Raw genomic sequence first — 14325 nt, 5'->3', positions numbered from 1 at the left:
AAGCACTCCCATCGAACGCGGACCGTCGGTTCAGTTTGATGCGTTCTGTCGTCGGGTCACTCAGTACATGGCGATGGCCGGCGTCCTCGGGATGCTGGCCATCGCCATTCTCACCACCGTCGATATCCTCGTTTTCCGGTATCTGCTGAACGCGCCGATCCCGGGCTCGAACGAGATCCTCAGCACGGTCTTTGCGGTCGCGGTCGCGGCCGTGCTGCCCTCCGGCCTTGCCCAGAAGGGCATGCTGGAGGTGGACATTCTGGCCGGATCGCTCGGCCCGCGGCGGTCGGCATGGCTGCGGGTCGTCACCGGCGCGCTGTTCGCGGTGGCGCTCGCCGTGGTCGCTTGGCAGGTCGTCGTCTTCGCCCAGGAGGCGCATGCCAGCGGCCGCCAGACGGTGATCCTGCAGTGGAAGACCTGGCCGTTCCTGGCGGTCATCGCCGCGATCTTCGTCGCTTGCGTGCCGGTCCAGATCGCCTCGGTCGCGCGATCCGTCGACAGCCTGTTCGCCGGGACGGGCGATGGCGCGTCCGGCAGCCGTCTGGGCCGCATCGGCTTCTGGGTGGCGATCGCCGCAGCCGTGGCGGTCGTCTGGTACCTGCTGGACCTCTACGGCGGCAGCATGCGCGGAACGGCCGCGATGCTGTCGATCGTGATCTTCGCCGCCCTGTGGCTGCTCGTCGCCGGGCTCGCCCCGGTGGCGCTCGCGCTGCTGCTCTGCGGCTTCGTCGGCACGTCGCTGATCATGGGGATCCCGATCGCGCTCAACATCGTCGGCTCCGAGACCACGGCGCTGATCACCAGCAGCGAGCTGGCGGTGCTTCCCCTGTTTCTGATCATGGGCGGCCTGGCGACGGCGAGCGGCATGGCCAACGACCTGTTCCGGCTCGCCGCCGCGGTCTTCGGCTTTCAGCGCGGCGGGCTCGCGCTGGCGACGATCGGCGGTGCCGCCGGCTTCGGCGCCCTGACCGGCTCCTCGCTGGCCACCGTCGCCACCATCGGCCGGGCGGCCCTGCCGGAGATGGAGGCGCGCGGCTATTCCAAGAGCCTGTCGACCGGATGCATCGCCGCCGGCGGCTGCCTCGGCCAGATCATTCCGCCGTCCACCGCGGCGGTGCTCTACGCGATCCTGGTCGAGCAATCGATCGGCATGCTCTACATCGCGCTGCTCGTCCCGGCGCTCCTGTCGATCGTGTTCTATCTCGGCTCGACGTGGATGATCATCTACCTGCGCCCCGAATCCGCGCCCGGCCGCGTGCCCTTCGACGCGCGGGAGTTGATGCGGGCGCTGTGGCGCAGCGTCAGCGCCTTCATCATGTTCGGCACCGTCATCGGCGGCATCTTCACCGGCGTGTTCACGGCGACCGAGGCGGCCGCGGTCGGCGTGCTGATCGCGTTCCTCGTCGCCCTCTTTCGCGGCAAGCTGCGCGCCGACACGATCCGGGAGCTCATCGTCGAGACGACCCAGGCGACGGCGATGCTCTACTTCGTGCTGATCGGCGCCAACGTCTTCTCGTTCTTCATCGGCGCCGCCGGCCTGCCGGGGCTTCTCACCCAGTCGCTGCTCGATTCCGGCCTGGCGCCGCTCGCCATCATCGCGCTGCTCGCCGTCGCCTACCTGCTGCTGGGCAGCGTCATGGACGCCTTCACCATCCTTCTGGTGACCGCGCCGATCGTCTCCGGGATGATCGCAACGCTCGGCTACGACCTGCTGTGGTGGGGAGTGGTCATGGTCGTGGTGATCGAAATCGGCGTCATCTCGCCACCGTTCGGCATGAATCTCTTCGTGATGAAGAGCGTGGCGAAGGACGTTTCGCTGATGACGATCTATCGCGGCGTGCTGCCGTTCGTCTTTGCAGACATCATCAAGCTGGCGCTGCTCGTGCTGTTCCCGGCCCTGAGCCTCTGGCTTCCGCTCATGGCGATGCGCAACTGAGGCGTCCGTCGTGAGGTCGGTTGCCCGGTTTCCCGCCGGTCAGGCGATCTCGAACAGCCGGCCGAAACCGCTGCGCGGGGTGTGGACGCCGGCCAGCCGCGCCAGATCCCAGACGCCCGCGGTCGCGCTGGTGACCACCGGCAGCGGGGCCTCGGCCTCCAGCTGGCGCACGCAGTCGAGCGTCTGCAGCCCGCCGCACGAGATCAGCAGCGCGTCCGGCGCCTCGGCCGCGGCGATCGCCGCGCGGCCTTCGTCCACAAGCCGGTCGGTGCCGACGCCGGCGACGTCGGCCACGGCGCGGATGTTGAGGGAGCGCAGCGCGGCGATCTCGAAGCCGTTCGCCTCCAGGAACGCCGCCAGCATCCGGTTCACGTCGTCCTCGTAGGCCGTCAGAACCGCGAGGCGGTGGGCGGAGAATGCTTTCAGCGCGCGGACGATCGCCGTGCTCATGGTGGAGGCCGGGCGGCCGGAGCGACCGGCGACGAGGTCCGTCAGCGCGTCGTTGAAGCCGGCGCCCCGGAAGAAGCTCAGTGACGTTCCCATGACCCCCACCACGGAGGCGCCCTCGGCGGCGAGCGACGCAGCTGCGTCGCCGACATGGGCGGTCACCCGCGCGTAGTCGTCGCCGGCCATGGCGTTGAGGCCGAGGCCCCGGGCGAGGAATCGGGTGTCGGGATAGACGGCCGAGGCCTCCGGCGGCACGTCGCCCCGGGCCGGCGGCACGATCATGCCGATGGCGGGAGCGTCCGTCGCGCCGCTCATTGCGCGGCCTCCTTGCGGACGGGCTTGAGCTCGTTCCACAGCGACCAGAGCAGCGACGCGGCGGCGATCGCCAGGAACGCCGCGCAGACCGGGCGGGTGAACAGCGGCAGGTAGCTGCCGTCGTAGATCACCAGGCCGGAGCGCAGGCTGGTCTCCGCGATCGGCGTGAGGATGTAGGCGATGACGAAGGGCCCGGCCGGCACGCGGGCCTTGGCCATGACGTAGCCGAGCACCCCGAAGCCGAGCATCGCCCAGATGTCGAAGAAGCGGCTCGACACGGTGAACGCGCCGATGAAGCAGAACACGACGATGGCGGGGAACAGGTAGAACTTGTTGACGTACATCAGCCGCGACAGAAGCGGCGTCGCCACCCACATGATGCCCAGCATGGCGACGTTCGCGGCGAACGCGCCGGCGATCACCGTGTAGGCGATCTCGGGGTTTTCGGCGAACAGCAGCGGTCCGGGGTTGAGGTTGTGGATGACCATCGCCCCCAGGAGGATGGCGGTGATGACGGAGCCCGGGATGCCGAGCGTGATCAGCGGCACCAGCGCGCCGACGGTGCCGGCGTTGTTGGCGGTTTCGGCCGCGATGATGCCGCGCGCCTCGCCGTGGCCGAAGCGCTCGGGATGCTTGGACACCGCCTTGGTCACCGAATAGGCGGCGATCGACGCGGTGGTGCCGCCCACGCCCGGCAGGATGCCGATCCAGGACCCGATCAGCGAGGAGCTGATGAAGGTGCCGGCATAGTCGCGCAGGTCGCGCAGCCGCATGGCGACGCGGGCCGAGCCGCGGGCGCGTTCCATCGGCGGATTGCCGCCGCTCTCGCAGTCGACGAGGACCTGGCCGAGCACCAGCACGCCCAGGATCACCGGCAGCAGCGGGAAGCCGTTGTCGAGGCTCGACAGGCCGAAGGTGAGGCGGAGGCTGCCCGAGACGGGATCGATGCCGGGCATCGAGAGGAGCGCGCCCAGCGCCGCGGCCAGGAGCCCGTTGAGGAGCGAGCCGCGCGACACCGCCGCGATCAGGGTGAGGGCGACCACCGTCATCGCGAAGATCTCGTAGGGGCCGAAACGGACCGCCACCAGCGAGAGCGGCGGCGACAGCGCCGCGAGGATCGCCCAGGCGATCAGCCCGCCGACGAAGGAGGCGAGGACGCCGAGCCCGAGCGCCCGGGCGGGCTGGCCGCCGGCGGCCATCGGGTAGCCGTCGAGCGTCGTCATGATGGCGGATTCGGTGCCGGGCATGCGCATCAGGGTCGCGCTGATCAGGCCGCCGGTTGTGGCGCCGATGTACATCGAGATCAGCAGCAGCAGCGCGTCGGCGCCGTCCATGAAATAGGTGGTCGGCAGGGCGAGCGAGATCACGACGGCGCCGGAGAGCCCCGGGATGGCGCCCACCAGGATGCCGACGGCGGTCCCGATGAGGATCCAGACGAAGCCGGTGGTGAACACGTAGAGATAGATGTCGAGCATGGTTCGCCTCGAGGCGTTGGATCCGACGCGATGGGAGGCAGTGGCCGGACCGGGTCTGCGGATCCGGGCTCAGAGATCGACGTAGAGGAAATGCTTGAACAGCAGGTCGAGGCCGATGCTCGCGGCCACGGCGAACGCCACCAGGACGACCAGGGCGCGCGGCTTCAGCCGTCCGACCATCACCAGCGTGGCGACGAACAGGAAAATGCTGGTGACGATGCGGAAATCGACGTCGGTGCGGGCGAGCGCCAGGAGATAGAGGACGGCGAGGCCCAGCATGGCGGCCGGCCCCAGGAAGCGGCGCCGGCCCGTCTCGGGCTCGTCGACGCTCCGGCTGGCCGGCGCGCAGATGAGCGCGACGACCCTCAGCAGGACGAGGGCCAGCATGCCGACGGCGATGGCCCGCGGGAAGGCGGCGGTGCCCAGCTGCTCGTAAGGGGAGGTGGTGACCGACGCCAGGTCGTAGAGACCGAGGCCGGCGACGGCGACCGCGATGGTCAGGAAGACCATCGCAGCCGGGTTTTCGCGAACTCCAGCGAGTTTCATCCGATCGGCCCTTTGCGCGGGGATGCCCGGATCAGTTCTTCGCGGAGGTCTTCTTCACCAGATCGACGACGTCGAGATAGGACTGATAGTCCGCGTCGATCGCCGCCTGCAGCTCCGCCCCGGTGAGGAGCTTCAGGTCCTCACTGTTCTGGGCGAGGTAGGCCTGCACCTCTTCGGTCTGCAGGGCCTTCCCGAGGACGTCGGCCAGGTAGGCGACGCGGTCGGACGGGGTCCCCTTCGGAGCCCAGTAGCGGCGGCGCAGGCAGCCTTCGACGTCATAGCCCTGCTCCTTGGCGGTCGCCAGGTCCGGCGCGGCCTCGAAGCGTTCGGAGCCGAGGGCCGCCAGCGGGCGCAGGTCGTTCTTGCCCTTGGTCAGCCACGGGGCGGACATCAGCGCCATGTCGGTGAAGCCGCCCTTCATGGAGGCGAACCGCTTCGAGGTGCCGCCGGTGGGCACGATCGCCCACTCGGTGCCGCCCAGATCCATCAGCTGCGCGGAGGGGAAGTGCGTCGAGCTGCCGATGTCGTCGGCCTGCTTGATCTTGCCCGGGTTTGCCTTGGCATAGGTCATCAGGTCATCGAGCGTCTTGAAGTCCGATTCGATCGGGACGGCGACGAACAGGCAGCTCTCGCTCGCCTGGATGACCGGCTCGAAATCCGACGGGCCGTACTCGACGCGGCCGAGGGCGGAGACGGCGAACATCTCCTGGTGGATCTGCAGCAGCGTGTAGCCGTCCGGCTCGGCGGTGAGCACCTGGCGGGAGCCGACGGTGCCGGCGGCCCCGGTGGCGTTGACGACGACGAACGGCACCGGCAGCAGGTCGTGCTTGTCGATGGCGGCCTGCACGGCGCGGGCGAGACCGTCGGTGCCGCCGCCGGCGCCAAACGGCACGATGAGCTTGATCGGCTTGTCGGGATAGTCTGCCAGCGCCGGATGGGCGGCGAGGCCAAGCCCGAAGGTGGCGGCCACGGCGGCGGCTATGAGAGTCCTCATCTGCTTCATTCCTCCCGTTGAATCTGATGGGCGCGCGGAAGCGCCTCTTGCTTGATCTGCGGAAATTAGTTTTGTATCCAACGTTCTTGATGTCAACGATCTTGCGTTAGATTTTTTCCAGCTCGCGATCGAAGGCAACCCAGAACCGAGAAAAATAGGGAGAAGCGCGTGAACCTGTCGATCGAGGAAGTGACCGCCTATCCGGCCTACATTCCGGTGACGCTGCCGCTTGGGACGCTGAAGGCGGAAACCGCCCTGTCGTGCGTCGTTGTGGAAATCCGCACCACCGACGGCGTCGTCGGGCACGGCTACACGGCCATCACCGACGAGGAAGTCGTCGCGGCGGCCGTGCGCGAGGTGGTGGCGCCGAACCTGAAGGGGCTCGACGCCCTCGATCGCGAGCTGATCGCCGAGCGACTCTACTGGATGCTCTCCCCGCGCGGCCAGACCGGCTATGCCAGCCATGTGGTTTCCGCCGTCGACCTGGCGCTGTGGGACATCCTCGGCAAGGCGACCGGGCAGCCGGTCTGGCGCCTGCTCGGCGGCGCGCGCAGCGAGGTGCCGCTCTACGTGACCTTCGGCTTCGGATCGCTCGACCGCGACCAGCTCGGCGAGGCGGCCACCTACCTGAAGGCCGACGGCGTGACCCGGTTCAAGATGGTGGTCGGGCACCATGCCCTGCAGCGGCGCGCCCACCACCGCGACATTCACGCCCACGTGCTTGAGGACATCGAACGCGTGCGGGTCGTGCGCGAAGCGATCGGCGACGAGTGCGAACTCTACGTGGACGCCAACTGCAGCCTCGATCCGACCTGGGCGCGCTTCCTGGCCGACCGGATGGCGGAATACGACATCTCCTTCTTCGAGGAGCCGGTGCGCGACAACGACGTCGTGCGCATGCGCGATCTGCGCGAGCAGACCGGCATGCCGCTGGCCGCCGGCCAGAACGAGGGCCAGCTGTTCCGCTTCCGCGATCTGCTGGTCGGCGGCGCGGTCGACGTGATCCAGCCCAACGTTGTCATCTGCGGCGGCTTCACGGCGGGCCTCAAGATCGCCGGCATGGCGCAGGCCCACAACGTCGAGATCGCCAACGGCGGCGCGTTCCCGTTCCACAACATGCACCTGCATGCCGGCCTGGCGCACGGCGGGCTGGTCGAGTGGCACCTGATCTCGGTGGAGATGTGCAAGGAGCTCTACACCGGCCTGCCGGAGCGCAGCGGCTCAATGCTCAAGCTGCCGGAGACGCCGGGCCTGGGCTTCGCGGCCGACCCGGACGCCCTGCGCGAATTCGCCAAGCGCCCGACCTCGCGCGGCACCGGCAAGGGCTGAGGCGATGGCCGGGAGCTGGAGTTCGGTCGACGACCTGCGCCTGCGGGCGCGGCGCCGGCTGCCGCGCTTCGCCTTCGACTTCATCGACGGCGGCGCCGGCGACGAGGCGAGCCTGCGCCGCAACGTCGATGCCTATCGGGCGGCGACGCTGACGCCGCGGGTGCTGCGCAACGTCGACGGCGACCTGGCGACCGCAACCCCGCTGTTCGGCCGCACCTGGCGGGTCCCGTTCGGCGTCGCCCCGATCGGCATGGCCGGCATTGCCTGGCCCGGCATCGACGGCTGGCTCGCCGCCGGTGCCGAGCGCGCCGGGGCGCCCTACACGGCGTCGACGCCGGCCACCGACACCCTGGAAGCGCTGCGACAGGCGGCGCCGACGTCGTCCTGGTTCCAGCTCTATGTCGGCAAGGAACAGTGGATCGTCGACGACCTGCTGCGCCGGGCCGAGGCCGCCGGCTACGACACGCTGCTGGTGACGGCCGACGTGCCGAAGCCGGGCAAGCGGCTGCGCGACATCCGCAACCGCTTCATGCTGCCGTTGCGGCCGAGCGTGCGGATGGCCGTCGACGTGGTCACCCACCCGGCCTGGTCGCTGGCCATCGCCCGCTCCGGCTCGCCGCGCTTTCGCAACCTGGAGACCTACACCGAGAAGAGCTCGGCCAGCTCGCTCGCCGAATTCATGGCCTCCCAGAGCTCCGGCCGCCTCGACTGGGCGCTGTTCGACGCGATCCGGGCGACCTGGAAGGGGCGGCTGGTCCTGAAAGGCGTGCTGTCGCCCGCCGATGCCGTCGAGGCGGTGCGCCGGGGCGCGGACGGGGTCGCCGTCTCTAACCACGGCGGTCGCCAGCTCGCCGCCGCGCCGGCGACGCTGCACGCGCTCGGCGCGGTCCGCGCGGCGCTCGGCCCGGACGTACCGGTCCTACTCGACGGCGGCATCCGCAGTGGCGAGGACATCCTCAAGGGGCTGCTGGCCGGCGCCGACTTCGTGCTGATGGGGCGGCCGTTCGTCTACGCCGTCGGGGCCTACGGGCAGGCCGGCGCCGAGCGGGTGTTCGATCTGCTCAGGGCCGAACTCGTCAACGCCATGGCCCAGATTGGCCTCGCCGACATCACGGACCGCGCCGACTTCACGGAGTGCTTGCGCCTCGGTTGAGGCCGATGCATCCCAGTGCCGGACCCGCGCCGGCACGATATGGCCAGCATGAAATGGATGACGCCGTGACCATCGTCGAAAGCAGCCGCGAGGCCACCAGCCCGCCAGAGGTCGAGCTGGGGCTCCTGGAGGAGTTTCTCGGCTTCTATCTGCGCCTCGCCTACGAGAGCGCCTTCCACGACTTCTCCGAGGTGCTCGGTCCGGATTCCCTGAAGCCCGGCAACTTCGCGCTGCTGTCGCTGATCCACGAGAATCCCGGCATCACCCAGACGGTGCTGGCGCGCGCCAGCGGCCGGGACAAGTCCAGCGTGACGGCCGGCCTCCGGCAGCTGGAAGACAAGGGGCTGATCGAGCGCACCCGCCTGGAGGACGACCGCCGCTCCTACGCCAGCCGGGTGACGCCCGAGGGCCTCGTCGTCTACCAGCGCATCGCGGTGAAGGCGCGCACCCACATGCGCCGGCTCGACGACATCATCGGCGCCGACAGGAAGCCGCTGCTGGTGGCTGCCCTCAAGGAGATCGTCGCCGGGCTCGCCGAGAGGCCCACCGGCGACGGCACGCCCTGACGCGGTCCCGCCCGCCTCAGCGCCGCCGGGCGAGCCGGCACAGCGCCGCCACCAGCGCGATGTTGACGAGCGGGGCGAGGCCGGCGGCCCAGGGTGCCCACGCATCCGGGACGTCATCCAGCAGCAGGCTCCAGGGAACGCCCAGCAGGATCACGTAGATCCCGGCGAGGGGATCGGGCGGGTTGCCGAACAGGCCGAACAGTCCGACGGCAAGCAGCGCGAGGGCGAGCCCGTAGAGGACCGCCAGGAAGACGACCGTCAGCCGGCAGACGATCCGCCCCATCGTCCGTCGCGGGGTCTTCACGAATCTCTTCCGGTTCGGGTCGCCATGCCGGCCCTCAGGCCGCAATCGCGGCCCGGGTGGCGGTGATCGTCAGCGCGGCCTTGCCGGCTTCGCGACCCTTCTCGACGAAATGCGCCTTGAAGATCGCCACGTGGTGTGCCGTCTCCTGGAACTGGTGCGGGGTGAGCGACACCGACAGGACGGGCACGCCGGTCTCCAGCCCGGCCTGCATCAGCCCGCTGACCACCGCCTGGGCGACGAAGTCGTGCCGGTAGATGCCGCCGTCGACGACGAGGGCGGCGCAGGCCACCGCCGCGTAGCGGCCGGTGCGGGCGAGGTCGCGGGCGAGCAGCGGCATCTCGAACGCGCCCGGCACGTCGAACACGTCGACGTCGGCGGCGGGCACCACCTGGCGGAAGCCCTCCAGCGCCTGGTCGACGATGTCGGCATGCCAGTTGGCCTTGATGAAGGCGTATCGGGTGGGCGTCATGTGAACTCCTTTCGCGACGACACGTCATTCAGGACGATCACATGCGGGCTGGCCGGCTCGGGGCGCCGATCCCGACGTCCCGGCGCGGCACTGCGCGGACGTCGCGGTCGGTCCGATGCTTGGGGGAGCGACCTCCCCGAGGGGAAGGCTGTCGGGACGCCCCGCCGGCAGACCACACGTTCTCTTCCATCCGGACTGTGACCGTCGGTTCAGGAATCGCACCTGATCTGCTGACCCTTGCCTGCACCTTGTGCCGGGAAGGCGCTCGCGGACTTGCATCGCTGCTCACCGCCGGTGGGGAGTTCCGCCCCGCCCTGAGAACGGGGCGAGTATCGCCGCTCGGGCGCCGTTCGGCAATCGCCTTGCGGCGCCGCGTGCGCGCCTCACGCTGCCGGGCGCTGAAGCTCCACGTCCCAGGCGTGGTAGGCGTAGACCCAGTCGGCGTTGGTCTTGCTCTTCAGCCACTCGTTGGCGAGCGACGAGCGCTGGATCTCGGCGGTGCGCGCAATGCGGGCCTGCTCGTAGGTGACGAGCGCCGCCGCCACGCCGTCCGGCGCGACGCCGTCGAGGCTGCGGGCCAGCACGATGGCGTCCTCGATGGCCATGCAGGCGCCCTGGGCCATGAACGGCACCATCGGGTGGGCGGCGTCGCCGAGCAGGGTGATCGGGCCGGCCGACCAGTGGGCCAGCGGCTCGCGCACGTGCAGCGCCGAGCTGGTCACCTCGTCGAGGGCGGCGAGCAGCGCGCGGGCCTGCGGATGGAAGTCCCTGTAGGCGGTGCGCAGCGCCTCGAGGTCGCCCGGGATCGTCCAGCCCTCTTCGGTCCAGTCGGTCCGGGGCGTGGTGGTGAACACGAAGATCTCCTCGCCGCGGGTCAGCGGGAAGGTGACGATCTGGTACTCGGGCGAGGGACCCCACCACTTGGTGAAGGCGTCGAGGTTGGGCAGGTCGCCGGCGCGGTCGCGGGGAAACACGCCGCGGTGGGAGACGAGGCCGGTGAACGCCGGGTCGTCGGCGCCGAACAGCGCGTGGCGCACCGCCGAGTGGATGCCGTCGGCGCCGATCACCACGTCGAAGTTCCGGCTGCTGCCGTCGGCGAAGTCGATCGTCGCGCCGTCGGCGGCGCGGCGGACGCCCGCCACCTTGCGGCCAAACGTGATGGCATCGGCGCCGAGCTTGTCGGAGAGCAGCGTCAGCAGGTCGGCCCGGTGCATGGTCAGCTGCGGCGCGCCGTAGCGCTCTTCGGCGGCGGCGGAGAGCGGCAGACGCGAGGTTTCGTCGCCGGTGTCCCAGGTGCGGCTGATGCGGTGGGTCGGCCGGGCGGCGGTCACCCGGGCCGCCTCGCCGACGCCCAGCCCGTCGAGCGCATGGACGGCGTTCGGCGTCAGGTTGATGTCGGCGCCGACCCGGCCGAAGCGGGCCGTCTGCTCGAAGATCGACACGTCGTGGCCAAGGCGCCTGAGCGCGATGCCGGCGCACAGCCCGCCGACGCCGCCGCCGCAAATCCCGATGCGAAGCCCCGCCATGGTCATCCCCCTTGTCATCGACCAATATTGAACAGTTTGTTCATTTTATCATTCCTGTCGGGGCGGGTCAACAGCGTCTCACGATGCCGGCGCTGCCGCGGCGCTTTTCGTGCCGGCGCGCCGGCATCGACCGCGGGCGCGACGATCGGCCGGCGCCGGTCTTGTTCGCCTGTTCACAAAATGACATAGTGTTCAAGCTATGTACGAACCGAGGCGGCTGGGCCCTCTTCCGGCTGCGTTTCCGGGACCCCGCCGGCATGTGGGCGGGCTTTCGATTCGATTTCCTTATCCGGCGGCGTCCGCGGCCGGTCTCTGGGCGAACCCGATGGACACTTCCGACGACCGGCGCACGCAGGAGGCATCCGGCGCCGTGACCTATTCGGTCCCGCCGGTCCAGCGCGCGCTGGCGCTCCTGCGCTATGTCGCGGCCGGCAACCGCTGCCGCAACGTCTCCCGGGCCGCCAAGGAACTCGGCATCAACCGCACCACCTTCATCCGGCTCATCGCCACGCTGCAGGCGGAGAGGCTGGTGGAGGAGATCGACGACGGCGGCGGCTACCGGCTCGGCCCGGGCTTCCTGGCGCTGGCCGCCGACGCGCTGAATGCCCGCGACGTGGTGCAGCTCGCCCGGCCGGTGCTCGCCGGCCTGGTCCGCGACCTCGGCCTGTCGGCGCATTTCGCCGTGCTGGATGGCCGCGAGATCGTCTATCTCGCCCGCCAGTCCCCGAACGCCCATCTGGTCTCCAACGTGCGCGAGGGCACCCGGCTGCCCGCCCACGCCACCACCATGGGGCGCATCCTGCTCGCCCAGCTCTCCCCCGAAGAGCTGGCGGCGCGCTACTCCGATGCCGATCTGGCGTCCTTCACCCCGAAGACCGCGACCACCGTCGAGGCGCTGCAGACCCAGCTCGCCGACGACCGGGCGCTGGGCATCGCCCGCAGCGTCGCCAACTTCGAGCTCGGCATCGGGTCCTGCGCCTGCGCCGTCTTCGATCACCTCGGCCGGCCGGCCGGCGCCGTCAACGTCAGCGGGCCCGACGCGGCCTTTGCGCCGCAGAACGGCCGCGCCGGCGAGATCGAGGCGGGGCTGCGCGCGGCGGCCGACGCGATCAGCGTCTCGCTCGGCCACCGTCCGGACCGGGTGCGCGCCGCCGCGGGCCTGGCTCAGGCCTGACCGTCCGCTCGCGCCCGGCCCCATCCGGGTTCGACGTGCGGCCGCCTGCGGCCGGGCTCACGGGGCGCGGGGCGGCCGCTTGGCGTGGGGATCGGCATGCCATCCGAGCAGGGTGGACACCCGCTCCGCCGTCCGGCCGATCGCCGCCGCGAGATCCCCGTCCAGCTCGGCGACGTTTTCCGGCGTCGCCGCGGCCGACAGGTTGATCGCCGCCGCCACCCGTCCCGTCATGTCGCGCACCGGTGCCGCGATGCTGGCGATGCCCGCCTCGAAGTCGCCGACGTGGGACACGTGCGCGCGGCCGCGGTCGTCGCGCCACTGGGTGAGCACCCCCGACAGGGTCTGCGGGCTGGCGTTTCCCGTCTTCTTCGCCTCCGACCGGTAGAGCGACACCAGCGTCTCCTCGTCCAGATCGGCCAGCAGCACGCGTCCCATGGTGGTGCTGCGGGCCGGCAGCCTGGATCCCACCTGCACGATGCTCGACAGCCGGTGCGGGGCGGGCAGGCGCAGCACGTACAGCACCGAGGTGCCGTCGAGCACGCCCATGTGGGCCGACCATTCGGTCTCGGCGCGCAGGCGCTCCAGTTCGGGAAACGCCACCTCCACCAGCTCCCGGGTGGCGAGATAGCCGTAGCCGAGCCGCAGCACCGCCGGTCCGAGCGCGTAGGTCTGGGTGCGCTTGTCGTGCAGCAGGCAGCCCATGTGGGAGAGCGTGTAGACGGTGCGGAACGCCGCCGACCGGCTGGTGCCCAGCAGCTCGGCGATCTCGCTCAGGCTCAGGTTGGGCCGCTCCGGCGTGAACGCCTTCAGCGCCTGCAGGCCGCGCACCAGTCCGGGCACGATGTAGCGGTCCTTCGCCTCGTCGTCGCCGCCGGCGTCGACGGGCGTGTCGGGCAGGGCGTCGTCGTGCTGAAGGGCGGACGGGACGGTGCGTCGGACGGGCATCACGCTCTCATGTTTTGTATGTAAAACACGATATGGCATGCAAAACGGTCGGGCGCTAGTCTCTCCTCAAGTCATCGAGATCAGCACCGAGGAGGATCCCCATGAACATCCAGACCGTCACCCCGTCGTCCGATCTCAAGGCGCGGATGCACGCCCAGGTCGGCCGCTTCGTCGACAAGGCGTTCGACTGGGACGCCTTCCCCAGCAACCGCGGCTTCGCCGATCTCGCCCGCGCCCAGATGCGCTACATCGGCGCCGGCGGCTCGCCGAAGGTCGGCGACACCACCACCCTGAAGCCGGATCATTTCACCGTCAGCCTGATCTACAAGGAGCCCGGCAGGTACGCCGCCTGCCACTCCCACGAGATCGAGGAATCCTTCCTGATCATCGACGGCGCGCTGATCGTCGGCTGGGAGAAGGACGGCGAGGTCGTCGAGGTCCGCCTCGGCCCCAAGGACATGATCCTCAACGCCCGCGAGATCGGCCACGGCTTCCGCAACGACGGCGTCGAGCCGGTGCTGATGTCGATCTCCGTCGACGTCGGCAAGCCGCTGCCGCCGGTCTATCACTACCACCCGAAGGAGCATCCGGCCGAGCTCGCCCGCTCGTTCGGCGCCGAGCCCGGCAAGACGCTGCCGTTCGACCGCAACGGCGATCATCCGCTGCAGCAGCTGATGGCCCAGTACGTGGTGCGCCACAACGAACTTGAGACCCACTGGGAAGACGCCGGCTTCACCCGCAAGGTCTATGTCGGCCCTGGCGGCGTCGATCACGACACCTGCCGCAAGGAAATGCTGGGCGTGCCGTCCGGCGTCGGCGTCAAGCCGTTCACCCGGGAGGTCGAGGACGCCTTCCTGGTGCTCGAGGGCTCGCTGACGGTGGGCTGGGAAGAGAACGGCAAGACCGTCGAGGTCGAACTCGGCCCGCGCGATCTCCTGAAGACGCCGGCCGGCCAGCCGCACTGGTTCCGCAATAACGCCGCCGGCGCGGCCACCGTCTGGTACATCGTCGGCGACGCCAAGCCGGAGACGGTCGTCTACGAGAAGGCCTGATCGGACCGCCTGACCGACCGCAACGACAGGACGGCCGCGCCTCGTGAACCGGGGCGCGGCCGCTCTCGATTCCAGCGGCTTTCCGCCGGCGTGC

14 protein-coding genes and 1 riboswitch are annotated in these 14325 nt (G+C 70.1%); of the genes, 6 read left to right on the top strand and 8 right to left on the bottom strand.

Annotated elements, in window-relative coordinates; genetic code table 11:
* Positions 1–67 precede the first annotated feature (67 nt).
* On the top strand, positions 68–1936 hold the full coding sequence (locus ACSSVZ_RS04720; RefSeq protein ID WP_453968594.1) for a TRAP transporter large permease: 1869 nt from the start codon (positions 68–70) through the stop codon (positions 1934–1936).
* Between the two features lie 39 nt (positions 1937–1975).
* Here the strand turns inward: ACSSVZ_RS04720 and ACSSVZ_RS04715 are convergent, their stop codons facing one another.
* The 4 genes from ACSSVZ_RS04715 to ACSSVZ_RS04700 form a co-directional block, all read right to left on the bottom strand.
* Positions 1976–2698, bottom strand: a complete 723-nt coding sequence (locus ACSSVZ_RS04715) for an arylmalonate decarboxylase (protein WP_453968593.1) — start codon at positions 2696–2698, stop codon at positions 1976–1978.
* On the bottom strand, positions 2695–4173 hold the full coding sequence (locus ACSSVZ_RS04710) for a tripartite tricarboxylate transporter permease (protein WP_453968592.1): 1479 nt from the start codon (positions 4171–4173) through the stop codon (positions 2695–2697). Before ACSSVZ_RS04710 ends, ACSSVZ_RS04715 begins: the two co-directional genes overlap by 4 nt.
* A 69-nt stretch (positions 4174–4242) precedes the next feature.
* Positions 4243–4719, bottom strand: a complete 477-nt coding sequence (locus ACSSVZ_RS04705; RefSeq protein ID WP_453968590.1) for a tripartite tricarboxylate transporter TctB family protein — start codon at positions 4717–4719, stop codon at positions 4243–4245.
* 31 nt (positions 4720–4750) lie between these two features.
* A complete protein-coding gene (locus ACSSVZ_RS04700) occupies positions 4751–5713 on the bottom strand; it encodes a Bug family tripartite tricarboxylate transporter substrate binding protein (RefSeq protein ID WP_453968588.1) in 963 nt (320 codons plus the stop codon).
* Between the two features lie 168 nt (positions 5714–5881).
* On the opposite strand from ACSSVZ_RS04700, the gene ACSSVZ_RS04695 reads away from it, so the two are divergent.
* The 3 genes from ACSSVZ_RS04695 (at position 5882) to ACSSVZ_RS04685 (ending at position 8761) form a co-directional block, all read left to right on the top strand.
* The gene (locus ACSSVZ_RS04695; RefSeq protein WP_453968587.1) at positions 5882–7042 is read left to right on the top strand and encodes a mandelate racemase/muconate lactonizing enzyme family protein; all 1161 of its coding nucleotides are present in this window, start codon (positions 5882–5884) and stop codon (positions 7040–7042) included.
* Positions 7043–7046: 4 nt separating this feature from the next.
* The gene (locus ACSSVZ_RS04690; protein ID WP_453968586.1) at positions 7047–8195 is read left to right on the top strand and encodes an alpha-hydroxy acid oxidase; all 1149 of its coding nucleotides are present in this window, start codon (positions 7047–7049) and stop codon (positions 8193–8195) included.
* Positions 8196–8260: 65 nt separating this feature from the next.
* Positions 8261–8761, top strand: a complete 501-nt coding sequence (locus ACSSVZ_RS04685; protein WP_453968584.1) for a MarR family winged helix-turn-helix transcriptional regulator — start codon at positions 8261–8263, stop codon at positions 8759–8761.
* 16 nt (positions 8762–8777) lie between these two features.
* On the opposite strand, the gene ACSSVZ_RS04680 is transcribed toward ACSSVZ_RS04685, so the two are convergent.
* The 3 genes from ACSSVZ_RS04680 to ACSSVZ_RS04670 all read right to left on the bottom strand — a co-directional run bounded on the left by ACSSVZ_RS04680 (position 8778) and on the right by ACSSVZ_RS04670 (position 11060).
* A complete protein-coding gene (locus ACSSVZ_RS04680) occupies positions 8778–9065 on the bottom strand; it encodes a hypothetical protein (RefSeq protein ID WP_453968583.1) in 288 nt (95 codons plus the stop codon).
* 34 nt (positions 9066–9099) lie between these two features.
* Complete coding sequence (locus ACSSVZ_RS04675; protein WP_453968582.1) at positions 9100–9534, bottom strand: 6,7-dimethyl-8-ribityllumazine synthase; 435 nt, start codon at positions 9532–9534, stop codon at positions 9100–9102.
* A gap of 174 nt (positions 9535–9708) precedes the next feature.
* Positions 9709–9860: riboswitch (FMN riboswitch) on the bottom strand.
* Positions 9861–9917: 57 nt separating this feature from the next.
* Entirely contained in the window at positions 9918–11060 is a 1143-nt protein-coding gene (locus ACSSVZ_RS04670) for an FAD-dependent monooxygenase (protein WP_453968581.1), read from the bottom strand.
* A 325-nt stretch (positions 11061–11385) separates the two neighbouring features.
* Between ACSSVZ_RS04670 and ACSSVZ_RS04665 the strand changes: the two genes are divergently transcribed.
* A complete protein-coding gene (locus ACSSVZ_RS04665) occupies positions 11386–12234 on the top strand; it encodes an IclR family transcriptional regulator (protein WP_453968579.1) in 849 nt (282 codons plus the stop codon).
* A 57-nt stretch (positions 12235–12291) separates the two neighbouring features.
* Here ACSSVZ_RS04665 and ACSSVZ_RS04660 read toward each other — a convergent pair whose 3' ends face one another.
* A complete protein-coding gene (locus ACSSVZ_RS04660; RefSeq protein WP_453968578.1) occupies positions 12292–13179 on the bottom strand; it encodes an IclR family transcriptional regulator in 888 nt (295 codons plus the stop codon).
* Between the two features lie 101 nt (positions 13180–13280).
* Here ACSSVZ_RS04660 and ACSSVZ_RS04655 point away from each other — a divergent pair, with 101 nt between their 5' ends.
* Complete coding sequence (locus ACSSVZ_RS04655; RefSeq protein ID WP_453968577.1) at positions 13281–14231, top strand: cupin domain-containing protein; 951 nt, start codon at positions 13281–13283, stop codon at positions 14229–14231.
* Positions 14232–14325 lie beyond the last annotated feature (94 nt).

The sequence above is a fragment of the Amorphus sp. MBR-141 genome, assembly GCF_053628695.1.
This window is presented reverse-complemented; position numbering and strand designations above follow the sequence as displayed.